The organism is Allocatelliglobosispora scoriae (assembly GCF_014204945.1).
Classification (GTDB): Bacteria; Actinomycetota; Actinomycetes; order Mycobacteriales; family Micromonosporaceae; genus Allocatelliglobosispora; species Allocatelliglobosispora scoriae.
Genome location: NZ_JACHMN010000002.1, coordinates 3,773,925 through 3,795,425 on the forward strand (window position 1 = coordinate 3,773,925; position 21,501 = coordinate 3,795,425).

Here is a 21,501-nt window from a genome sequence, read left to right on the forward strand (position 1 = left end):
CACCATCTGACCAAGGGTGAAGATCTTGCTAGGCATGCCCATCGGCCTGCTCGGCCTCTCCTGCGAACCGTGCCGCCAGGGAGAATTCTTCCCGCGAGCACTCGGCGGGCGCCTCGGGTCACGCCTTGGCAGTCGGTCAGCGTGGCACGTCGCTTCCTGACGTGTCGACCGCCACAATGTCGCGCATGCGATCAGCTTCGCGGGTCTGTGCACTCCTCCTCGCCGTCGCCGGCGCGGCTTCCACCGGTGCCTGCGGGGGTGCGGACCCGATCGCCGAGGCGAGCTCCCCGGCCGCACCGACCAAGGCGGCCGAGCCCCGGCTGCAGCTCGCGGCTCGCGCTGCCGCCGCGCAGGATCTCCGCCAAGTCGCCCAGTACGCCTTCCGCGCCAACGGCCGTCCACAACGGACGGTGGTGGTGACCCTGGCGGCGGACGACACCTGGCGGGTCGACGTGCAGGGTGGCGCACTCGGCGGGACGGTCGACATCGCGCTGGTGCGTACGGGCGGCAAGACATATCACTGCGCGCTCGCCTCGACGGCATACCCGACACCGGGGTGTGTCGAGGTGACGAAGATGAGCAAGACCTTCGATCCCCTCGTGTGGCACCTCTTCACGGACTGGCTCACCGCCTTCACCGATCGGGACATGCCGCTCGTCGTCTCCAAGGCGAACTCGATCCTCGGCACGACCGGGACCTGCTTCTCCGTCGACAGCTCGACCGTCTCGGTCACGTCGCCGGTGGATGCCGGGATCTACTGCTATGCCGACGACGGCACCCTGACCGCGGCGAAGGTCTCGTTCGGCACGCTCGCGCTGGTGGCGCCGCCGGCCGCCGGACCGCCGACCGTCACGCTCCCGGCAGCGGTGGTCCCGGGCAAGCCCTTGCCGATCGCCTCGCCGTCACCGTCGCCGTCACCATCGGCGTCCGGTTCGCTGAAGCCGTCCCCGAAGCCGTCCGCATAACACCAACTCTTCAAGAGTTGCGGCGATCGTGGGGCGGTCCCGTCACGTTGTGCAGCAAAGCGTGGCCGCGCTTTGCTGCACAACGTGACCGAGGTGGTCAGCGGGCCAGCTTGATGCCGTCTCGGCCCTGGCGCTTTACCTGATAGAGAGCCGTGTCGGCGCGGTGGAGGGTGTCCTCGGCCGTCTCGGCCTCGCCGCGCAGCGCGACGCCGATCGAGATGGTCCGGCCGGTACGCCGAGCAGCCGCGATGAGCCGGTCCGCCACCGCCAGCGCTTCACCCGCACTGGGTACGTCGACCACCGCGACGAACTCGTCACCGCCGACGCGGTAGAGCTCGTCACCGAGGCGCAGCGTCGCGGCGAGAGCCTTCGCCAGGTCGACGAGCGCCCGGTCGCCGGCGGCGTGGCCGTATGTGTCGTTGATCACCTTGAAGAGGTCCACGTCGATCGCGAGCAGCGCCGTCTTGCCGGGCGTCGCCTCGGCGAGCCGCTCACCGAAGGGCCCCTGGTGCCGCAGCCCCGTCAGCGGGTCGGAGCTGGCCCGCTCGTGCAGCTTGATCAGGGTGGCGATCCGGTCCAGGCAGGTCCAGGCCTGCGCGGCGAGCAGCTCCAGCAGGCTGACCCGGGCCGGATCCGGCCGGGACGTGGTGTCGTCGAGGGTGAGCAGTACGCCGCCCGCCGCCCCCGGGCCGACCGGAGTCGAGATCATCGTGCGTACGCCGACCGTGGTCAGGGCCTCGTACCCGTGCGAGTCGAAATCGTCGGGGTCGCCGAGGGTGAAGGATGCTCCGTGCCGGCCCACCCGTTCGGCGAGGTCGAGCAGCGACTCGTGATCGAGCTTCGCCAGCCGGTCGATGATCGGCCGGTCCAGGGGGCGCGGGGAGCTGGCCCGCACGACGACGCCGTCCGGCGCGAAGCCGAGCAGCACCGCCGAGGAGAGGCCGGAGATGTCGCGGGCCGCCTCGACGCAGCGCGTCAGCACCTCGGCCTCGGTGGTGGCGGTGGAGAGCGACAGCGAGTAACGCAGCAGCTTCTCGCCGACCGACTCGGCGGGCGGGCCGCCGAGCTCGTCGACGCGGGCACCGAGCAGCCGGGCGATCTCCTCGATCACCGGCTGCCACTCGGCGACGTCGACGGGGCCGGTCCACTCCACGTTGAGGGCGCCGACCGGCTGGCCGGCCCGGTCGGTGATGGGGGCGCAGATCTCGGCGGCGATGTCGGGGCCGAGGCGGATGAAGTCGGCCTCGTCGTCCGGGTCGACGACGACGGCGGTCTTGCCGGAGGCGTAGACGCGGCCGACGACCCCCCGGCCCAGCAGCACGGCGGAGAAGACCTGCCAGGAGCCGGTGGCGGCGACGCAGCGGAGGCGGTCGTGCACGTGCAGGAGGGTGGCGATCAGGGCATTCGTGTGCTCGCCGAGGACCTCGACGCAGCCGTCGCAGGCATCGACCGCGCTCGCGGCCGAGCGCAGTCGCCGGGTCACATCCGCAATGATGTGCGAGTGGTTCAGCACGTCCCTTGACTTCGGTGAGGAGGCGGGGCTGCCAACCCTACCCGCGCAAACTGCCTGGATGACACCCGTACGTGATAAGTGATTCACGTATCAAGCGCTGTGAAGGTCCTGTGCGCAGGAGGGCGACAGCCCCGCCGCGCGCGGCTACGGTCGGCCGATGGGGCGCATCTACGCGCGGTGGGAGCTGATCGCCGCGGTCTGGCTCGCCGTGCTGATCCTGTCGGCGCTGGCGGCGACCGCGGCGTTCCGGTGGCGGCGGAGCCGGTCGCATCCGGCACCGCTGCGCGACAGCGTGGCCGAGGCGGCGCTCTTCGTGGGCACGCTCCCGTGGCTCGTCCTGATGGTCTGGCCGACGGTCGACGCGACCCGGGTCGAGCTGGTGCCGCTGCGCGACCTCGCGGCTCAGCTCGGCGACGACCCGATCGCGGCGGCGATCCAGATCACGGCCAACCTGGTGGTCTTCGCGCCGCTCGGCTTCTTCGGTCCGATCCGGTGGCCGGCGCTGCGCTCCTGGCCGCGGCTCGCACTGCTCGGCTTCGGCGGTGCGGCGCTGGTCGAGCTCACCCAGTTCGGGTTGCGCCTCGGCCGCGTCTCGTCCGTCGACGACGTGCTGCTCAACGGCGGCGGGATGGTCCTCGCCGCGGTCCTGTCCCGGCGGTGGTGGGCTAGCCGCCCTGCCGGATCTGATCGAAGCGGAGCCGGGCGTAATCGAAGGCATCCGGCCCGATCCGCTCCGCTCGGCTGAACGGGAATTCGAGCTGGTAGACGGCGTAGAGCAGGAGCACCACCATCATCGTCAGGCCGACGGTGAAGATGATCTGCGGGACCGTGCCGGCGATGTCGAAGAGGTAGGCGAAGGCGACCGTCAGCAGCCCGCCGCCGATCAGCAGGAACCACATCACCGCCGGCAGTCCACGGGATGCCGCGGCGAGCCGGTCCTGCCGCGCCGTGCTGATCGCGCCGACGCTGGCGGAGACATCCCTGTACTCGTCGACCGACGCGTCGGTGGCGATCATGCCGGGTGCGGTCTCCTCGACGAGCGAGCCGATCCGGTCCAGGGTCACCCAGTCGTCCAGCGGCACGGGCTGGGCGAGGGCCATCATCGGCCACTCGTCGCGGATGACGCGTGCGTTGTAGTCGCGCACCGCACCCTGGATCTGCGCGCGGACATCGTCGGGTTGGCCCTCGGCGTACTGGTAGACCTCGATCAGGGAGGTCGCCTCGGCGTAGGTGTCGGCGCGGGCGCTGGTCATGTGCTCCCACACGTCGAGCACGACGAAGGCGAGCACGATGGCGTAGAGCACGCCGACGACGGCGAAGACCATGCCGATCGCGTCCACATACCCGTCATGGCGCTCGGTGGGCGAGTATTTCTGCACCACGAGCACGAGCGCACCCGCGACGACGGCGGTGACGAGCGAAACCAGGATTCCCCCGGTGATCAGACCCACGCCAGGTGAAACGTCATCCGTCACGCAGGGTGACGCGGAACGTTTGTCCGGATATGCGGCGTCGGCGAATGATATGGGCGATCGCGGGCGCGGTGGTCGTGCTCGCCCCGCTGATCGCGCTCGCGGCACCGGAGACCCGCGCGGCCTGCGCGACATACGAAGTGCGCTCGCGCGGCACGGCCGACCGCTCCACCCTCTATCAAATCGATCCGGGTACGGGCACCAGCAAGCCCCTGACGAGGCTGGACAGTCCCGTCAACGCGGTCGGCTACTGGGACGGCGATCTCTACGGCATCGCACAGGGCGGGGGCACCCGGCTGGTCCGGCTCGGCACCGACGGCGAGATGACCGACCTCGCGACGGTCCCCACCCTCGCCGACGCGTACGCCGGAGCCATTCGCAACGGCACCTTCTTCCTGCTCGCCGACGACTCGGTGCAGCGGATCCTCCTGGACGGGCTGCGCCTCGCCGAGCCCGTGCACCTGAGCGGCCCGGTCGAGATCGGCGACTGGGATCTCGATCCGAGCGGTACCCGGCTGCTCGCCATCTCGACGCTGCGCCGCACCGCAGTGCTCGTCAGCATCGACCCGGTCACCGGCTCGGTCCGGGAGCTCGGGCGGCCGCGAGGGCTGGTGCCGGGGAGCACCTATGGCGCGGTCTGGGTGGATCCGATCGACGGGGTGCTGTGGGCCAGGCACAACGGCACCGGGACGACCTTCCGGGTGGACCTGGCGAACCCGTCGGTCGGGGTGGCGGTGGCCACCGAGGAGCCGGTGGGGAGCTCGGACGCGGCGGGGTGCCGGATCGCGTCGTCGCCGTCGCCGTCGCCGTCGCCGTCGCCGTCGCGGTCCGCCTCGCCCGGTCCGGCGAACTCGCCGAGCCTGCCCGCATCACCGAGCCCGGCCGTGGTGCCCAGCCCGTCGGCGACCCCGGTCCGGACGCCGATCGCGGCGTCCAGGCCCGGTGCGCGGCCCGCATCGGCAGCTCCTTCGCCCGCTCGGACCAGCCCCGGACCCGTTCGTGCGGTGCCGTCGGCGGGGGCGGTCGCGCCCATCGTGGTCCGTCCGCCGCGGGGGTTGGCGCCGGTGGGCGTACCCCCGGAAGGACCGCGACCCGTCGATCCGCCGCCGCGTGCCCCGGCGTGGAAGCGGCCGCGCGCGGTGGTGCCACCCGCCTACCCTGAGTCGGTCGCGGCGCAGCTCGCCGTGCATCGACGGGGTGCGCCGCCGGACCGGACCGAAAAGCGGCGGCGAGTGGCGGCCGGAGTCGGTGCACTCACGATGATTGGCCTGGTCACGAAGGCCGCCGCCCGAGGGAAGATCAAGGTTCGCTAGGAGTTGCGTCGATTGCTGGGGCGTTTTAGGGGCGTTTCAATCGGCAAGATGTCCGTCAAGTGTCCCGGCTTCGGGGTGGTTGTGAGGCGGTGCTGGCCCTAGCGTGAACGCCATGGCCGAGACGCCGTTGCTCGTCCTCTGGGACGTGGATGGGACGCTCATCTCCAATGGCGGAGTGAGCAAGGAGGCCTATGCCCTCGCCTTCCGGATGCTGACCGGCCGCACCTCCACCGAGAAGGTCATCACCGATGGAATGACCGACATCGCGATCATGCGTTCGCTCTTCGACCGGCACGGTCTGGAGATCTCGCGCGATCAGTACGAGCGCCTATTCAAGGTGATGCCGCGCGCGCTCGACTCCCTCGTCGTGCAGCTGCGCAACCGGGGCAAGGCGATGCCCGGCGCCCGGCACGCCACCCACGCGCTCGCCCACGAGCACAACGTGATCCAGTCGGTGCTCTCGGGCAACGTCGCGGCCAACGCCTTCACCAAGCTCGCCACCTTCGGCCTGCACGGATTCCTCGACTTCGAGATCGGCGGTTACGGCTCCGACAGCGAGCAGCGCAACGACCTCGTCGAGATCGCCCGGTCGAAGGCGCTGGAGAAATACAACATCGTCTTCGACTCCTTCACGACCGTGATCGTCGGCGACACCCCGCGCGATGTCGAGGCCGGCAAGGTCGGCGGTGCCTACGTCGTCGCGGTCGCCTCGGGGGAGTATGACGTCGACGACCTCACCACCCTCGGCGCCGACGTCGTGCTGCCCGACCTGAAGGACACCCCTCGGCTCGTCGAGGCGGTGCTCTCAGCTCGCCGCGCCCGGTAAGTAGGGGTAGCCGGCATCCCAGACCCGCTCCAGCGAGTCCGCATAGGTGCCGAAGAGATCGCCGCCCTCGACCCGCCGCAGGTGCAGGATCGGCGCCATGTAGCCGTAGACCCCGTAGGCGTGCTGGTTGACCAGCATCTCGTCGTCGTAGATGAAGATCGAGTTGTAGAGCGTCGTGCGGTGCAGGCGGAACTCGATGTTCGGCGTCCCCAGCAGCGGCCGGTAATAGGCGATCGCCATCCGGACCCGCCCCACCAGACCCTCGAAGAGCTGCTCCTCCACGCCGCGCAGCGCCACCTCGGGCGAATCGGGGTCGCCGAGCGCGATCCGGATCCGGCACCCCGCCGCCGCCTTGTCCCGCAGCAGGCGGATCGACTCCGGGTTGTCCTCCGGCAGGAACAGGCTCGCGTACGCCATCAGGGTGATCTCGCGCTGCGCGTCCCGCAGCAGGTCCAGCCAGAGCGCCTTCGGTGTCTGCGCCCGGTGCGGATAGAACGTCACCACCTCCGACTCGGTCGCGGTCGCGTTCGTCTCGACCAGCGCCGGCCACAGCCAATTGGGCTGGGCGCCGAGCACCCTCGCGGCGGCGAGAGCCGTGGTCCGGTGCGGGACGACGCCCCGGGTGATCCAACGCTCGACGGTCTTGGGGTCGACGCCCAGCTCACCGGCGAGTTTCGGCGTGGAGTAGCCACCCGTCCCCATCGCGCTGCGCAGCCGCTCGTTTGCCACTGGATATCCCGTTCCAGGAAGGTCATTCGTTTGCGTCAATGATGGGGCACGCGACCGGTTATGGGGAGTCCCGCAACCAGCGCGTTATCGGGATGGGTCATGATCGCGGGCATATCTCCTCGCGTTCGGGCTGTGCTGCCGCCGGTGGCGCGCCTGGCTAGCCGACTCATTCTCATCCAGGGACACGTTGTGGCTGTCTCAGCGGTCCTGAGGCAGCCACAACGTGTCCCTGGATGAGCTCGGGTGCGCCCGTGGGAGCCGACCCTTGAGGGGTTGCTGGGATCTTGCTGGATCAGCGGTTGTGCCACAGGACGCTCCGTGGAAGGACGTGGACCAGTAATGCCAGGCAGTCGGAGCGGCTGGCCGTCCCTCACCATGTGAGTCTCGCCCCTATCGGCTGAATGCAGAAGGGCCAGGTCACCGAAGTGACCTGGCCCTTGCCTCTGTCGGGGTAGCCGGATTTGAACCGACGACCTCTTCGTCCCGAACGAAGCGCGCTACCAAGCTGCGCTATACCCCGAGGCGTGCCGACAAATAGTAGCTGACGGCACGCTCCCCGCAAACTCAGTACCCCCGTGGCGTCCCGGTCACCGGGGGATGATCGTCAGAATCGACGCCTCGGGGCGGCAGGCGAACCGCACCGGCGCGGTCGGGTGGGTGCCGAGACCGGCGCTGACGTGCAGGTAGGAGTCGGTGCCGGGCCAGCGGTGCAGGCCCCGGGCCATCCGCCGGTCCAGGCCGCAGTTGGTCACCAGGGCACCCACGCCGGGTACGCGTACCTGCCCCCCGTGGGTGTGTCCGGCGAGCAGGAGCTGGTATCCGTCGGCGGACATCGCGTCGAGCAGGCGGGGTTCGGGGGAGTGCAGCAGCCCGAGCCGCAGGTCGGAGGTGCTGGATGCGAGCACGGAGTGGTAGGCGTCGCGCCCGATGTGCGGGTCGTCGACGCCGATCAGCTCGACGACGCGTCCGCCCGCCTTGACGGTGGTGTGCGCATTGTTGAGGTCGGCCCAGCCCGCCCCGACGAAGAGACTGCGCAACTCCTCGTAAGGCAGGTCGACGCCGTGTTCGTATTCGTCGCGGTGGGAGAAGTAGGAGAACGGGCTCTTCCAGACCGGTCCGGAGTAGTCGTTGGAGCCGAAGACGAAGGCGCCGGGGTAGTGCAGGAGCGGGCCGAGGGTCCGCTCGATCGCGGGCATGACGTCCGGATGTGCCATGTTGTCGCCGGTGACGACGACCAGGTCGGGGTCGAGGGCGGCCAGCTCCGCGACCCACCGCTGCTTGCGCTGCTGGGCGGGGGTCAGGTGCAGGTCGGAGAGGTGCAGGATGCGCAGGGGCTCCGCGTCCGGCGCCAGCACCGGCACGTCGAATCGGCGCAGCGTGAAGAGGTTGCGTTCGACGACCGAGGCGTAAGCGAAGGTGGCGGCGCCCGCCACGACGACGCCGGCGGCCAATTTTCCGAGCGGGCTCATGCACGTAAGGGTAGTTTCTCAACCCGTGAGCACTCTCAAAGACCGGCTGACCGCTGACATGCGGCAGGCAATGAAGGACCGGGACACCACCGTCACCTCCACCCTGCGGATGGCGCTGACCGCCATCGGCAACGTCGAGGTCGCGGGCACGGTGAAGCGGGAACTCTCCGATGACGAGGTGCTGGCCGTGCTGATCAAGGAGGCGAAGAAGCGCCGCGAGGCGTCCACCGCCTTCGCCGACGCCGGTCGGGCGGAGCAGGCGGAGAAGGAGCTCGCTGAGGAAGCGGTGCTCTCGGCGTACCTGCCGCGTCAGCTTTCCGACGATGAGCTGGTGGCGGCGGTCACAGCCGCGCTCACCGCGGGTGGGTTCTCCGGCCCCGGCTCGATGGGCCCGGCCATGAAGGCGGTCAAGGCCGTGGTGGGCGACCAAGCCGACGGGGGCAGGCTCTCGGCGGAGGTACGCCGCCAGTTGACCGCCTGACCCGGCTGATTGCCCCAAGACGCCAACAGGGGGACCGTGCCCGGCCGGCACGGTCCCCCTGTTGGTTGGCTCTAAGCAGTGACCAGCTGCTTGTCGTTCTGCTTCATGGCGGTCTCGAAGGTCCGCCGCCAGCTCACCACCTGCGGGTGCCGACGGAGCAGAGCACGGCGCTCACGCTCAGTCATGCCACCCCAGACACCGAACTCGATCCGGTTGTCGAGTGCGTCTGCCAGGCACTCGTAGCGAACCGGACAACCGCGGCATACGCGTTTTGCGACATTCTGCTCGGCGCCCTGCACGAAGAGTGCATCCGGGTCGCCGTTGCGGCATGCCGCCATGCTCGGCCAATCCGTGACCATGCCCATGTTCCACGTCCCCCCTTGCTTCCGACCACTCCGCTCGGGCCCGTCTGACGTCGCGCCGCGAACGGGGCAATCGCCCCCGACCGCCCCCGAGGCCTGTCCTCGCCAACGTGGGCACGCTGGCGCTGACTCCCTCCCCGCAATGGCACCGCGGGCGGCAATGTCTCGCCGGACCATCATGCTCCGTAGTCACGCGGTTACGCAACGTTGTCGGCGGAATCGCCTGTATCGGATTTTTGGCGCGTTTCACTCCGGCATGGGTTCTGTGGATCTTCAGCCTGACAACGGCCGTGAAGGATCTTCTGGTAACTCGCAACCGCACGCCGGGGGTCGTGCGTCTTGGACAACGAGAACGAGCCCTTTAGGTCGCGGCCCAGGCTGGCTGCTCTCTGATGTCCCAACTACTCTGAGGCGGTGACCCGGATGCCCAAGCGTGACCACAGCGTGCTCGCGAACGTGTCGTCCCTATTGCTCTGTGGTCTGCTGGCCGGAGTGGTAGTGGCTGCGGCGGCGTTCCCAGCGATCGCCATGTCCGGCCTCGCGGCCAAGGCAGGGGCCAAAGCCTTCGGTGACCTCCCCGTCGAGCTGACCCTCAAGACCTCCCCCCAGATCAGCTATGTCTACGCCTCCGACGGCAAGACGCTGCTGGCGCTGATGTACGACGAGAACCGCCGCAACGTGCGCCTCGACGAGATCGCGCCGATCATGCAGAAGGCGATCGTCGCGGCCGAGGACCACAAGTTCTACGAGCACAACGGCGTCGACATGAAGGGCATCGCCCGCGCCTTCGTCGCCAACAAGCAGGCCGGCGAGACCGAGCAGGGCGCCTCGACGCTGACGATGCAGTTCGTCCGCCTCGCCGTCTCCTACTCCACCAACAGCCCCAACAAGATGCTGACCGCCACCGAGGACACCGCCCAGCGCAAGCTCCTGGAGATCAAGAACGCCCTCGCGGTCGAGGAGCGGATGACCAAGGAGCAGATCCTCGAGGGCTACCTGAACATGGCCTTCTACGGCAACGGCGCCTTCGGGATCTACGCCGCCAGCCAGGTCTACTTCAACAAGGAGCCCAAGGACCTCACGGCGCCCGAGGCGGCGTTCCTCGCGGGTCTGGTCAAGTCGCCGTCCAACTACAACCCGGTCGGTCTCGACAACGCGATCGACCCCGACGGGTTCAAGAAGGGCAAGGACCGGCGCGACTGGGTCATCGGGCAGATGCACGAGATCGGCGCGATCGACGACGCCGGTCAGACCGCCGCGCTCAAGACCGAGCTGACGATCGTCGGCAAGCGGGCGCCCAAGGGCTGCTTCGCCACGATCAAGGCCCACTGGGGCTTCTTCTGCGACTTCCTGACCCGCTGGTGGATGCAGCAGGATGCCTTCGGCGCCAACGAGTACGAGCGCGAGCGCGCACTCAACAGCGGTGGCTACAAGATCATTTCTTCGCTCGACATCGTCACGCAGGAGTCGGCGAAGAAGACGGTCGAGAAGCAGCTCAAGACGGGCAGCAAGCTCGCACTGATGTCCGCCTCGATCGAGCCCGGCTCCGGCAAGGTGCGCTCGCTCGCGGTCAACCGCAACTTCAAGATCGATGACCCGAAGAACCCGCAGAACGGGGTCAACACCGACCCGAAGAAGCGGGCACTCGGCATCCGGGGCACCTACCCCAACACGGCCAACCCGCTGATGACCGGCGACGACTACGGTTACCAGTTCGGCTCCACCTTCAAGATCTTCACGCTGGTGGCAGCCCTGGAGCGGGGCATGCCGCTGGACACCAACATCAAGGCCGACAGCACCTTCGTCTCGAAGTTCCCAGTCGGCTCCGGCCCGGCGAGCTGCGGCGGCTACTGGTGCCCGGGCAACGCCAACCCCGGTTGGATGAACGGCGTCCGCAACATGTGGAGCGGTTTCGGCCGCTCCGTGAACACCTACTTCGCCCAGCTCATCCAGCGCGTCGGACCGAAATACGTCATCGACGCGGCCACCCGGATGGGTCTGAAGTTCCGCGGCGACGCCACCAAGTGCTGCTCTGACGCCTACTACGCCAAGCACCCGGACGCGTGGGGCGCCTTCACCCTGGGCGTCACCTCCAACACCCCGCTGGAGACCGCCAACGCGTACGCGACGCTCGCCGCCGACGGCACCTACTGCGAGCCGACGCCGGTGGAGAGCATCACCGACGCCGGAGGCAAGGTGCTCGACGTGGGCAACCCGCGCTGCAAGAAGGTGATCGAGACCGATGTGGCCCGGGCTGCCGTCGACGCCGCCCGGTGCCCGCTCGGTGACAGCTCGCTCTACGGCAAGTGCGACGGCGGCACCGCGACGAACGTCCGCGGCATCGTCGGCCGTCAGGTCGCCGGCAAGTCCGGCACCACCGACGAGAACCGTACGGCGGCCTTCGTCTCCATGACCCCGCAGCTCGCGGTCGCTTCGATCCTCGCCGACCCGGACTACACGCTCGCCTCGATGCCGACCAACAGCCACCCGATCGCCAACCCCGCCTCCTACATAGTGCTGCGGGACGCGATGAAGGGTAAGCCGGTCCAGAAGTTCCAGAAGCCGGAGAACCAGAAGATCGTCTACGGCACCCCGGTCAAGATCCCGTCCATCCCGGCCTGTGCCACGGTCGCCGCGGCCCAGAGCATCCTGAAGAACAGCGGGTTCCAGGTCGACATCGACACGAAGCCGATCGACTCCGCCTGCCCCGCGGGCACCTTCGCGGGCACCAACCCGACCGGCCGGGCGCAGAAGAACGGCCTGGTCGTGATCCAGATCAGCAACGGCAAGAAGGCACCGACGGTCCCGCCCGGCCCCGGTGCCGGCGGCGGGCCCGGCGGTCCGGGTGGCGGACGGCGGGTCCAGCCCGATCAGGTGGGCTTCACCCTGACCTGCCCGCCGATCTGCCGTAACGAGGAGCGCTACAACCTCTAGAAACGCGTCAACGACGATGGCGCCCCCGGATCTCCGGAGGCGCCATCGTCATGTCCGGGACCGCTACGCCAGGATGGCGCGCAGGCCGTCGAGGTCGTGCACATCCGTTGCCTGAGCGGCGATCGCCAGCACCGGGACCTGGGGGAACTCGCCGGTGAACCGGCCGATCACCCGCTGCTCGCGCTCCGCCTGCTCGGCGACGGCCGCGTGGATCCGCAGCGCGTCGGCGGCGACGGGGAACTCCGCCGCGATCGAGTCGGCGGCGGCGAGCGCCTCCGCCGCGGAGATCTCGGCCGCACCGGTCTGATGCACCCGGTTGAGAACCAGCCCAGCCAGCGGCATCCGCTCCTCGCCGAGCCGGCCGGCGAAGAAGGCCGCCTCGCGGACGGCGTCGGGCTCCGGCGCCGCGACCACCAGGAACGCCGTCTGGGGATCCTGGAGGACCCGATAGGTCTGCTCGGACCGCTCGCGGAACCCGCCGAACATCGAGTCGAGCGCCGCGACGAAGCCCGAGAGATCGGTGAGCAGCTGCGCACCGAGGATCTTCTGGACCGCCTTCGAGAAGAGCCCGAACGACGCCGTGACCAGGTTGAAGACGCTGCGCCCGCCGGCCTTGGCCGGGGCGATCAGCAGCCGGAGCATCTTGCCGTCGAGGAAGCGGCCCAGGCGGGCCGGTGCGTCGAGGAAGTCCAGCGCCGACCGTGAGGGCGGGGTGTCGACGACGATGAGATCCCAGTCCTTCGAGGCGCGGAGCTGGGCGAGCTTCTCCATCGCCATGTATTCCTGAGTGCCGGAGAAGGTCGAGCTCATCGCCTGGTAGAACGGGTTCGCGAAGATCTCCTTGGCCCGGGCCGGCTCGGTGTGGGCGGCCACGACCTCGTCGAAGGTCCGCTTCATGTCGAGCATCATCGCTGAGAGCTCGCCACCGGCGCTCTCGTCCATGCCGGTGACGGCGCGCGGGGTGTTGTCGAGCTCGGTCAGGCCCAGCGACTGCGCCAGGCGGCGGGCCGGGTCGATCGTGAGCACGACGACATGGCGCCCGTGCCGCTCCGCCGCGCGTAGGGCAAGTGCGGCAGCCGTGGTCGTCTTGCCCACCCCGCCCGATCCGCAGCAGACCACGATCCGCACGGACGCGTCACTGAGGAGCCCGTCGACATCCAGAGAATGACTCACGGCGCCGCCCGCAGAAGGCTCGCGAGGTCGGTCAGGGTGTCCCTGCCGATGCCGCCGGGCAGCAGCGGCAGCTCGACCAGGGGGCGGCCCACCTCGGCCAGCTCGGCGCCGAGTTCCTGCTCGATCGACCGGCGCGCCAGGTAGGCGGTCGCCTCGACCTGGAGACCGGCGACGGTCGGCTTGTCGGCGGGCAGGCCCGCGGCGACGAGGCCGCGGCGGATGTCGGCGAGCGTGATGCGGCGGGACCCCTCGAGAAGTTGCGGCTGCGCGCGGTTGACGATCACCTTGCCCACCGCGATGCCGAGGCCCTTGAGCTCGGCGACCGCGTCGACCGTCTCCTGCACCGGCATCTCCTCCAGGAGCGTCACCAGGTGCACGGAGGTCATCGGCGAGCGCAGCAGCGCCGCCACGCCCTCGCTCTGGTTTTTGATCGGGCCCATCTTGGCGAGCTTCGCCGCCTCGGCGGTGACGTTGAGGAAGCGGCCGATCCGGCCGGTGGGCGGTGCGTCGAGCACCACCGCGTGATAGACCCGGCGACCGCGCTCGTCGGTGCGGGTGGTCGCCTCCTTCACCTTGCCGGTGAGCAGGACATCCCGCAGCCCGGGGGCGATCGTGGTGGCGAAGTCGATGGCGCCGACCTTGCGCAGCGCCCGGCCGGCCGCGCCGAGCTTGTAGAAGAGGGCGAGGTACTCCAGGAGGGCTTCCTCGGGGTCGACCGCGAGCGCGCGGACCTCACCGCCGCCCGGCACGGTCGCCACCAGCCGCTCCTCGTAGGGCAGCGGTGGCAGCCCGAAGAGCTGGGCGATGCCCTGCCTGCCCTCCACCTCGACGAGGAGCGTGCGCCGGCCCTGATCGGCGAGCGCGAGAGCCAGCGCCGCGGCGACCGAGGTCTTGCCCACGCCGCCCTTGCCGCTGACCACGTGCAGACGGGCCGGCCATGAGTTGGCCGGCCCGTCCGTCAGCGTCGAGGAGGTCATCTATAGGAGGTTACCCTGGGCGGTTGGACGACCGACCGAAGCGGGTCATCCCTTGACGTCACACACCCGCCAGCCATCCATCTTGGTGACGACCAGGGAGAGGTTCTGAGTGCTGACCTTCTCGTCGGCGGTGGTCATCGTGAGCTTGACATCGGCCTTCGCGCTCTCGGCCGTCTCGTCGGTGACCTTGATCTCCCAGGTGAACTTGGGGCTGTTGTAGGTCGTGTAGTAACCGGCGATCCGCTCGATCTGGGCGTCGATGTCCTTCTTGACCCGCGCCTGCTTGCAGACGGTCTCCTCGGCCTTGCCGGAGTTCTTCTCGACATAGAAGGCGTTGAGGAAGGCGTTCGTCGCGGTCTTCGGGGTGTCGTAGCCGGTGCCGAGCGGGTCGACGTTGTTCTTGAAGATCAGGAACGCCGCCAGGCCGCCGCCGCCGCAGAGCAGCAGCAGGACGCCGAGCACGATGCCGATGATCAGCGGCGCCTTGCTCTTCTTCTTGGGAGCCTCGGGCGTGGGGTAACCGGCCGGGTAACCGGGCTGACCGGGCTGGCCGTAGGCGGGGTAGCCCTGCGGCGCGGTCTGCGGGTAGCCGGGCTGCTGACCGTAGCCGGGCTGAGCCGGGTAACCGGAGGTCGGCGCGGCGGGGTAGCCAGAGACCGGAGCGGCGGCCGGGTAACCCGAGGTGGGGGCAGCGGGGTAGCCCGAGACCGGAGCGGCGGCGGGGTAGCCCGAGGTCGGCGCCGCGGTCGGATAGCCCGAGGTCGGGGCGGCGGCGGGGTAGCCCGAGGTCGGGGCGGCGGCCGGGTAGCCGGAGGTCGGCGCCGCAGCCGGGTAGCCCGAGGTGGGGGCGGCGGCCGGGTAGCCGGGCGCGGGGGCGACGGGGTAGCCGGAGGTCGGCGGGGTCGCGTCCGGCGTGCCGGGAGCCACGGGGGCCGGGCCCGACTGGAAGGTCGGCGCCGCCGGGTAGGCAGTCGTGGCGGGGTACTCCTGCGGTGCGGGGAAGGCCGGCGCGCTCGGGTACGGCTGCGTGCCGTCGCCGGCCGGCTGCGCTGCGACGGGCTGGTCGGCGGGCGGCTGGATCGGCGCGGTCGGCGGCTCCGGCGCGGACGCCGGCTGCTGGTAGGGGTCGGTCGGCGGCGTCAGCGGCTCAGTCATGGTCTGTTCTCCCCCGCAGGGCGGTTGGTCGCGGTGCGTCGTGCCGGTTCGATTCCGGGCGCGTGGCGAGTGAGCTTAACCGCTCGCCGGAGGATGCGCGCACCCGGTTATGGTGACAGGCATGACGAAGTGGGAGTACGCGACCGTGCCGCTTTTGGTGCACGCGACCAAGCAGATCCTGGATAACTGGGGTACGGACGGCTGGGAACTGGTTGCTGTGGTCCCTGGACCCAACCCGGAACAGCTCGTCGCCTACTTCAAGCGGCCCAAGGAGGCCTAGATGACTGACCCGTACGCCAAGCTCGGCGAGCTCGGACTCACGCTCCCCGAGGTGGTGCCGCCGGTCGCCTCCTATGTACCGGCGGTGCAGTCGGGCGACCAGGTGTTCGTCTCGGGCCAGCTGCCGATGGTCGACGGCAAGCTCCTCGCCACCGGCAAGGTCGGTGACGGGGTCTCGCCCGAGCAGGCCAAGGAGCTCGCGGAGCGGTGCGCGCTGAACGCGCTCGCCGCGATCGACTCCCTGGTGGGCCTGGAGAAGGTTGTCAAGATCGTTAAAGTGACCGGGTTCGTCGCCGCGGCCGAGGGCTTCACGGCCATCCCCGCGGTGATCAACGGTGCCTCCGAGCTCTTCGGCGCGGTCTTCGGCGAGGCCGGACGGCACGCTCGCAGTGCTGTCGGTGTCGCCGAACTGCCGCTGGGCTCGCCCGTCGAGGTCGAGGTCATCGCCGAGGTCTCCGAGTAGTTGTAGTTACAGCCGGGCGCGCTCCCATCCATCACCTGGATTTAGGTGGTGGGTGGGAGCGTTCGGCGGGCTAACATCGCTGGCATGGCGGGTGGGGCTCGGCTTCCTGAGTGGGTGTCTCTGCTTCGTGCACCCAACCCCGGACCGATGACGCTGGACGGGACCAACACCTGGATCGTCGACGGGCGGATCTGCATCGACCCCGGCCCCGATGACCAGGGACATCTCGCCGCGATCGGCTCGGTCGACGAGATCGTGACCACGCACGGGCACCCGGACCATACCGATGGCGTCCCCGGTCTGATCGAGCTCACGGGCGCCGTGGTCGTCACCGCTCCGACCGGTCTGGAGGTCCTCCCGACACCCGGACACACCGCCGACTCGGTCTGCTTCGTCGCCGATCGCGACGGCGAGCGTGCCGTCTTCACCGGCGACACGATCCTCGGCCGGGGGACGACCGTCGTCGCGTGGCCCGATGGCGATCTCGGTGCCTATCTGGCGAGCCTGCGGGTGCTGGCGGGCTTCGACGGAGTGCTCGGGCTGCCGGGGCACGGTCCGGTCATCCCCGACGTGGGTGCCGCGGCGAGGGCCTATCTGAGCCATCGGGAGCAGCGCCTCGACCAGGTCCGCGCCGCGCTCGCCGCGGGCGCCGAGACCGCCGAGGATGTCGTCGACGTGGTCTATGCCGACGTGGATCCGGGTGTCCGCTTCGCGGCGGTGTGGTCGGTTCGTGCTCAGCTCGCCTACCTGGGGCGGCCATGACCTGCCCCATCTGCGGGACCGTCGCCGTCCTCGGGGCCAACTTCTGTCACAACTGCGGAGCCGCGCTTCCGGCCGCCGCCGACCTGCCCCGGGCCGAGCGCCGGGTCGTCACCGTGCTCTTCGGCGACCTCTCCGACTTCACCTCCTGGTCGGAGGATCTCGATCCCGAGCGGGTCGGCGCGGTCACCGACCGGGTGATGGCGGCCCTCGCCGGCGCCGTGAAGACCTTCGGCGGGCACGTCGACAAGCTCACCGGCGACGGGATCATGGCGGTCTTCGGCGCGCCCGTGGCGCACGAGGACGACGCCGAGCGGGCCGTTCGCGCTGCTCTCTCCATCCAGCGCGCGGTGCGGCGGGTCCTCGACGACGAGCGGGGCGGCGGGGCGCCGTTGGGGCTGCGGGTCGGGCTCAACACCGGCGAGGTCATCGCGGGCATCCAGGGTGCCATCGAATACACGGTCATCGGCGACGTGGTCAACACCGCTGCCCGGCTCGCCGACGCAGCCGCCATCGGTGCGGTGTACGCGGGTCGGCGTACCGCCGATGCCACCCGCCACCTGGCCGGCTGGCGCGAGTTGCGACCCCTGCGGCTGAAGGGCAAACGCGAACCCGTCGAGGCGTTCGAGCTGCTGGGGCTGCATGACGCACCCGGCACCCGCAGCGGCATGGGCGACGAGGCACCCTTCGTGGGGCGGGAGGCGGAGCTGGGCCGGGTGATCGGCCGGCTCGCCGAGGTCGTCGACCGCAACGAGCCCCGGGTCCTGGTGCTCACCGCCGAGGCGGGCATCGGCAAGACCCGCTTCGCGGCCGAGGTGGAGCGCTTCGCCACGGGTTACGAGGTGGTGCCGGGCCGCTACCCGGCCCGGACCGGCGCGCGGGTGCTGAGCGTGCACTGTGCGGCCTACGGCGAGCGCCGGCGGCTGGCACCCCTGGCCGACCTGGTCCGCCAGGCGATCGGCCTGCCGATGGACCAGTCCACCGCGGTGACCCGCGTCGCGATCGAGGAACGCCTGATCCGGCTGCGCCAGCGGCTGCTGGCCCGCTCCCGGCCGGGCGAGCCGGTGCCCGCGATCGCCGTCGATCACCTGCTCATCCTGCTCGGCCTCTATCCCGACGGCGCCCGTCCCATCGACGACGAGACCAAGAACGCCGATCTCTCCGTGCTCGCGAAGGCGGTGGCCGGGTTCCTCTCGGCCCTCGCCGCCGAATCACCCGTCGTGGTGCTCGTCGACGACCTCCAGGACGCCACCCCCGACACGATCGACGCGCTCGGCATCACCCTCGCCGAGTTGACCGGCCCGATCCTGGTGCTGCTGCTGGGGCGGCCGGAGCTCGTCCGCAAGGCCGGGCTGCTGACCCGGGTCGCCGACGCCGAGGTGCAGACCCTCGCGCCGCTGCGGGGCGCCGACGCGGCCCGGCTGCTCGCGAGCTATCTGCGCGGCGGGCGGCTGCCGCAGCCCGACGAGGACCGGTTGCTCGCCACCGCGCAGGGCAACCCGTTCTACCTCGCCGAGCTCGTCACCCTGCTGATCGAGCGCGGTGCTCTGACCAGGGGAATCGCCGGTCGACCGGTCCCGACGACCGCGGCGGGCGGGCTCGGTTCCCCGCATCGGGCGATCCCGTCGGCGAGCCGCGCGGAGCCCGCCAGCGTGTGGCGGCTGACCCCGGGCTCGCTCGGCTCCCGGCTGCTCTCCCGCGACCTCGCGGCGGTCCTCGCCGCCCGCATCGATGCGCTCCCCGCCGATGCCCGATCGGTGCTGCGGGACGCGGCGGTCGTGGGCGACACCTCACCGGCGGGCGCCCTGGAGGCGCTGCGCGAACGCCGCTCCGGCCGCGACGGCCGCCCGGCTGCCGTGGTCGCCGTCGAGCTCGACCGGGCCATCGACGAGCTGCTCGCCCGGCGGATGCTGCGCCGGGTGCGGGGCGGCTTCGCCTTCGCCACGCCGCTGCTGCGCGAGGCGGCCTACGGAGGCATCTCCAAGGCCGATCTCGCCGACCGTCATGCCTTCCTGGCCCGCTGGGCCGCACCGGCCGGTCCGAGCGCCGCCGACGAACCCTGGACCGCCCCGTCGGGCCGTCGGCTCGCTCCGGCGATGCACGGCGTCCCGGACGATGTGCGCGACGACTTCATCGCCGACCACGCGGAGCGGGCGCACCAGCTCGCCGACGCGGTGCGGCTGCGTCCCGACGCCGCAGCCAGGGAGGTCTCCCCGCTCGGGGTCGCCGCCCTCGGCCGGGCCGCAGCGCGAGCCAGCGCCGAGGGCGAGCCCGCCTCGGCACTGGAGCTGACGGCACGGGCGGAGAAGCTCGCCGGTTCGCTGCCGCTGCCGATCTGGCTCACCCACGCTCGCGCGCTGCTGCAGTCGGGCCGGACGGCGGAGGCGCTCACCAACTCCGAGAAGATCATCGCCAACGCGGCCGAGGAGCCACGGATCCGAGCCGCTGCGCTGCTGCTCGCCGGTCGGGCGCATCGTGTGCTCGGCGACCCCGTGCGCAGCACCGCGTGCTGGCAGGAGGCCCTCTCGGTGGCGACCGAGGCGTCGGCTTCGGCTGAGCGTGCCGAGGCGATGCGGCGGCTGGGCATGGCCGACTTCCTCAGCGGGCGGCTCTCCGACGCGGGGTCCCGCTTCGCGGCTGCGTTCCAGGTGGCTGTCGCGGCCGGTGACCGCCGCTCGCAGGCCTGGTCGCTGCAGAACCTCGCCTGGGTCACCACGACCCGGGGTGACTTCGCCGGTGCCGACGCGGCGCTGGGCCGGGCGGCCCGGCTCTTCGCCGAGCTGCGTGACCCGGCCGGGCGGGCCTGGCTGCGCGGGGCCACCGCCTTCAACCGCCTGCTCGCGGGGCGCCTCACCGAGGCACAGCGGCTCGCCCGGGTCTTCCTGCCCTTCGGCGAGCGGGTCGGCGAGGCCTGGGCCGTCGGCACGCTGCGCGCGGTCGACGCCTACGCCGCTGCCGAGTTGGGCGAGCTCGACTCGGCGGACCGCGACGCCCGGCGCGCCTATCGCGACTTCGCCGCCGCCAATGATCTCTGGGGGCGGGGGTTCGCGCTGGTGGTGCGGGGTGTCATCGCCCGGGGCCTCAATGAACCGGGCCACGCCGCCGACCTGCTCAGCGACGCGCTCACCTATGGCGAGCGCACGGCGCACCCGCTGCTGCTCGGCATGGCCGGCACGATGCGCGGCTTCGTCAGCCTGGACCAGGGCGACCCCGACGGCGCCGAGCGCGACGCCCGCCGGGTGCTCTCGATCGTCACCGAGCACGGCATGCTGGAGTCCGTCCAGGTCGGTCCACGGGCGCTACTGGGCGCCGCGCGGCTCGCGGCCGGTGACCCCCAAGGCGCTATCGACGCGCTCGAGGTGCTCGCCCGCAAGCCCACCGCCCCGTCGATGCTCTTCTCCCGCAGTCAGGCGGTCGCGCTCTACGCCTCGGCCCTGCTCGCCGCCGGACGCCGCGATGAGGCGCTCACACAGGCGGAGTTGGCGGTCGCATTACCCGCCGACGACATTCGCAGTAAGCGGGTAGCCACCCGGGTGCTGACCGAGGTCCGGTCGGCCACGTAAATTCTCCTTCGTGAACAACCCTCAATCGGCCGACCTCCCGCCGACCATCGCTGGCCTCGGTGAGCTGAAGCTGCACAGCCACGGTGGCTACGCGACGATCTACCGGGCCACCCAGGGCAGGGTCGGCCGCGAGGTCGCAGTCAAGATCGAAAATCGGACGATCGAGGACGAGCTGGAGCAGCGCCGCTTCATCCGCGAGGCGCACGCCGCCGGGCGGATGTCGTCGCACCGGCACGTCGTCGACCTCTTCGATGCCGGGGTCACCGATGACAACCGGCCGTTCCTGGTGATGGAGCTCTGCGCCGAGAGCTACGCCGACCGGATGAAGGTCGGGGTGCTGGATCAGGTCGAGGTACGCGAGCTGGGGGTCAAGATCGCCGGTGCGCTGGCGGACGCGCACAAACTCGGGGTGCTGCACCGGGACGTGAAACCGGCGAACATCCTGATCAGCGTCTTCGGTGAGCCCGCGCTCGCCGACTTCGGGCTCTCCATCCTCGTGGAGATGCGCGATCCGACGGTCAACCTGGAGATCCTGACCCCGGCCTACGCGCCGCCGGAGATGTTCGACCGGGCGGAGCCCGCGCCCGCCGCCGATGTCTACTCGCTCTGCGCGACGCTCTATGCCCTGCTCCGGGGTGCTCCGCCGCGCTGGCGCGACGACCACTATCTGGGCCTGTCGGCGCTGCTGGAGCTCTTCACCGAGGCGATCCCGGATCTCGCCGGTGTCTCGCCCCAGCTGACCGAGCTGCTCCGCCAGGGCATGTCCAACGATCCGCTCGACCGGCCGACCGCCGCGGAGCTCGCCGGGCGCCTCGCCGCGCTGGAGCTCACGAGTGAGATCCCGGGTCAGCGCGGTGCTCCCAGCCTTGACCGGCGCAGCGACGCCGCCGACGAGGTGACGGCACCGGCCCCGCGCCGGTGGTCGCTGGCGCGTCTGTTCGGCCTGGACGACTGAGCGAGGCTGCCGTGTGACCTCGGCGAACTCGGCAGATGCCAAGATCGCCGCAACTCTTCAAGAGTTGGTGCGATCTTGGATGGGTCGAGGGCAATCGGGGCTTTATCCAGGAG

At 70.5% G+C, this 21,501-nt stretch carries 19 protein-coding genes and 1 tRNA gene; 11 read left to right on the forward strand and 9 right to left on the reverse strand.

Annotation, left to right across the window (positions count from 1 at the left end; translation table 11 throughout):
* Nucleotides 1-185: 185 nt before the first annotated feature.
* Nucleotides 186-965 carry a hypothetical protein gene (locus F4553_RS22810; RefSeq protein ID WP_184839111.1) on the forward strand — a complete coding sequence of 260 codons (780 nt, stop codon included), beginning with the start codon at nt 186-188 and terminating at the stop codon, nt 963-965.
* A 97-nt stretch (nt 966-1,062) separates the two neighbouring features.
* On the opposite strand, the gene F4553_RS22815 is transcribed toward F4553_RS22810, so the two are convergent.
* Nucleotides 1,063-2,475: a GGDEF domain-containing protein gene (locus F4553_RS22815; RefSeq protein WP_184841074.1), complete on the reverse strand. Its 1,413-nt coding sequence runs from the start codon at nt 2,473-2,475 to the stop codon at nt 1,063-1,065.
* Nucleotides 2,476-2,635: 160 nt separating this feature from the next.
* Here F4553_RS22815 and F4553_RS22820 point away from each other — a divergent pair, with 160 nt between their 5' ends.
* Nucleotides 2,636-3,223 (forward strand): VanZ family protein, encoded by a 588-nt coding sequence (locus F4553_RS22820; protein WP_184839113.1) that lies wholly within the window; start codon nt 2,636-2,638, stop codon nt 3,221-3,223.
* Here the strand turns inward: F4553_RS22820 and F4553_RS22825 are convergent.
* Nucleotides 3,144-3,929: a bestrophin-like domain gene (locus tag F4553_RS22825; RefSeq protein ID WP_184839115.1), complete on the reverse strand. Its 786-nt coding sequence runs from the start codon at nt 3,927-3,929 to the stop codon at nt 3,144-3,146. The genes F4553_RS22820 and F4553_RS22825 overlap by 80 nt on opposite strands.
* Before the next feature lie 68 nt (nt 3,930-3,997).
* Here F4553_RS22825 and F4553_RS22830 point away from each other — a divergent pair, with 68 nt between their 5' ends.
* Both F4553_RS22830 and F4553_RS22835 read left to right on the forward strand, forming a co-directional pair.
* Entirely contained in the window at nt 3,998-5,263 is a 1,266-nt protein-coding gene (locus tag F4553_RS22830; RefSeq protein ID WP_184839117.1) for a DUF6923 family protein, read from the forward strand.
* Between the two features lie 112 nt (nt 5,264-5,375).
* Nucleotides 5,376-6,089 carry an HAD family hydrolase gene (locus F4553_RS22835; RefSeq protein ID WP_246466467.1) on the forward strand — a complete coding sequence of 238 codons (714 nt, stop codon included), beginning with the start codon at nt 5,376-5,378 and terminating at the stop codon, nt 6,087-6,089.
* Here F4553_RS22835 and F4553_RS22840 read toward each other — a convergent pair.
* The 3 genes from F4553_RS22840 to F4553_RS22850 form a co-directional block, all read right to left on the reverse strand.
* Entirely contained in the window at nt 6,069-6,818 is a 750-nt protein-coding gene (locus F4553_RS22840; RefSeq protein ID WP_184839119.1) for a helix-turn-helix domain-containing protein, read from the reverse strand. The two genes, F4553_RS22835 and F4553_RS22840, sit on opposite strands and share 21 nt — an antisense overlap.
* A 446-nt stretch (nt 6,819-7,264) precedes the next feature.
* Nucleotides 7,265-7,338: transfer RNA gene (locus tag F4553_RS22845), tRNA-Pro, on the reverse strand.
* Nucleotides 7,339-7,405: 67 nt separating this feature from the next.
* Nucleotides 7,406-8,287: a metallophosphoesterase gene (locus F4553_RS22850; protein ID WP_184839121.1), complete on the reverse strand. Its 882-nt coding sequence runs from the start codon at nt 8,285-8,287 to the stop codon at nt 7,406-7,408.
* A 25-nt stretch (nt 8,288-8,312) separates the two neighbouring features.
* Here F4553_RS22850 and F4553_RS22855 point away from each other — a divergent pair, with 25 nt between their 5' ends.
* The gene (locus F4553_RS22855; RefSeq protein WP_184839123.1) at nt 8,313-8,768 is read left to right on the forward strand and encodes a GatB/YqeY domain-containing protein; all 456 of its coding nucleotides are present in this window, start codon (nt 8,313-8,315) and stop codon (nt 8,766-8,768) included.
* A 71-nt stretch (nt 8,769-8,839) separates the two neighbouring features.
* Here F4553_RS22855 and F4553_RS22860 read toward each other — a convergent pair whose 3' ends face one another.
* Entirely contained in the window at nt 8,840-9,133 is a 294-nt protein-coding gene (locus F4553_RS22860) for a WhiB family transcriptional regulator (RefSeq protein WP_184839125.1), read from the reverse strand.
* Nucleotides 9,134-9,553: 420 nt separating this feature from the next.
* Between F4553_RS22860 and F4553_RS22865 the strand changes: the two genes are divergently transcribed.
* Entirely contained in the window at nt 9,554-12,064 is a 2,511-nt protein-coding gene (locus F4553_RS22865; protein WP_184841078.1) for a transglycosylase domain-containing protein, read from the forward strand.
* Between the two features lie 63 nt (nt 12,065-12,127).
* On the opposite strand, the gene bagB is transcribed toward F4553_RS22865, so the two are convergent.
* The 3 genes from bagB to F4553_RS22880 are packed head-to-tail and all read right to left on the reverse strand — an operon-like array spanning nt 12,128 to nt 15,369.
* Nucleotides 12,128-13,237: an ArsA family ATPase gene (gene bagB, locus F4553_RS22870; protein WP_184839127.1), complete on the reverse strand. Its 1,110-nt coding sequence runs from the start codon at nt 13,235-13,237 to the stop codon at nt 12,128-12,130.
* Nucleotides 13,234-14,214 (reverse strand): ATPase BagA, encoded by a 981-nt coding sequence (gene bagA / locus F4553_RS22875; protein ID WP_184839129.1) that lies wholly within the window; start codon nt 14,212-14,214, stop codon nt 13,234-13,236. The genes bagB and bagA overlap by 4 nt, the downstream gene beginning before the upstream one ends.
* A gap of 45 nt (nt 14,215-14,259) precedes the next feature.
* Complete coding sequence (locus tag F4553_RS22880) at nt 14,260-15,369, reverse strand: Rv0361 family membrane protein (RefSeq protein ID WP_184839131.1); 1,110 nt, start codon at nt 15,367-15,369, stop codon at nt 14,260-14,262.
* 121 nt (nt 15,370-15,490) lie between these two features.
* Here F4553_RS22880 and sp36 point away from each other — a divergent pair, with 121 nt between their 5' ends.
* From sp36 to F4553_RS22905, 5 genes are all read left to right on the forward strand, one after another.
* A complete protein-coding gene (gene sp36 / locus F4553_RS22885) occupies nt 15,491-15,649 on the forward strand; it encodes a Sp36 family protein (protein WP_184839133.1) in 159 nt (52 codons plus the stop codon).
* Nucleotides 15,650-16,111, forward strand: a complete 462-nt coding sequence (locus tag F4553_RS22890; RefSeq protein ID WP_184839135.1) for a RidA family protein — start codon at nt 15,650-15,652, stop codon at nt 16,109-16,111.
* A gap of 84 nt (nt 16,112-16,195) precedes the next feature.
* Nucleotides 16,196-16,873, forward strand: coding sequence for an MBL fold metallo-hydrolase (locus tag F4553_RS22895; RefSeq protein WP_184839137.1), 678 nt, complete (start codon nt 16,196-16,198; stop codon nt 16,871-16,873).
* Nucleotides 16,870-20,433 (forward strand): adenylate/guanylate cyclase domain-containing protein, encoded by a 3,564-nt coding sequence (locus F4553_RS22900; RefSeq protein WP_184839139.1) that lies wholly within the window; start codon nt 16,870-16,872, stop codon nt 20,431-20,433. The genes F4553_RS22895 and F4553_RS22900 overlap by 4 nt, the downstream gene beginning before the upstream one ends.
* Nucleotides 20,434-20,443: 10 nt before the next feature.
* Complete coding sequence (locus tag F4553_RS22905) at nt 20,444-21,388, forward strand: serine/threonine-protein kinase (protein WP_376776243.1); 945 nt, start codon at nt 20,444-20,446, stop codon at nt 21,386-21,388.
* Nucleotides 21,389-21,501: the final 113 nt, after the last annotated feature.

Bases quoted from the DNA above. Each gene is read 5' to 3' on its own strand.
- F4553_RS22810 (WP_184839111.1), top strand. From the start codon at position 186: ATGCGATCAGCTTCGCGGGTCTGTGCACTCCTCCTCGCCGTCGCCGGC.
- F4553_RS22820 (WP_184839113.1), top strand. From the start codon at position 2,636: ATGGGGCGCATCTACGCGCGGTGGGAGCTGATCGCCGCGGTCTGGCTC.
- F4553_RS22830 (WP_184839117.1), top strand. From the start codon at position 3,998: ATGATATGGGCGATCGCGGGCGCGGTGGTCGTGCTCGCCCCGCTGATC.
- F4553_RS22835 (WP_246466467.1), top strand. From the start codon at position 5,376: ATGGCCGAGACGCCGTTGCTCGTCCTCTGGGACGTGGATGGGACGCTC.
- F4553_RS22850 (WP_184839121.1), bottom strand. From the start codon at position 8,287: ATGAGCCCGCTCGGAAAATTGGCCGCCGGCGTCGTCGTGGCGGGCGCC.
- F4553_RS22860 (WP_184839125.1), bottom strand. From the start codon at position 9,133: ATGGGCATGGTCACGGATTGGCCGAGCATGGCGGCATGCCGCAACGGC.
- F4553_RS22865 (WP_184841078.1), top strand. From the start codon at position 9,554: ATGCCCAAGCGTGACCACAGCGTGCTCGCGAACGTGTCGTCCCTATTG.
- bagA (WP_184839129.1), bottom strand. From the start codon at position 14,214: ATGACCTCCTCGACGCTGACGGACGGGCCGGCCAACTCATGGCCGGCC.
- F4553_RS22880 (WP_184839131.1), bottom strand. From the start codon at position 15,369: ATGACTGAGCCGCTGACGCCGCCGACCGACCCCTACCAGCAGCCGGCG.
- sp36 (WP_184839133.1), top strand. From the start codon at position 15,491: ATGACGAAGTGGGAGTACGCGACCGTGCCGCTTTTGGTGCACGCGACC.
- F4553_RS22890 (WP_184839135.1), top strand. From the start codon at position 15,650: ATGACTGACCCGTACGCCAAGCTCGGCGAGCTCGGACTCACGCTCCCC.
- F4553_RS22895 (WP_184839137.1), top strand. From the start codon at position 16,196: ATGGCGGGTGGGGCTCGGCTTCCTGAGTGGGTGTCTCTGCTTCGTGCA.
- F4553_RS22900 (WP_184839139.1), top strand. From the start codon at position 16,870: ATGACCTGCCCCATCTGCGGGACCGTCGCCGTCCTCGGGGCCAACTTC.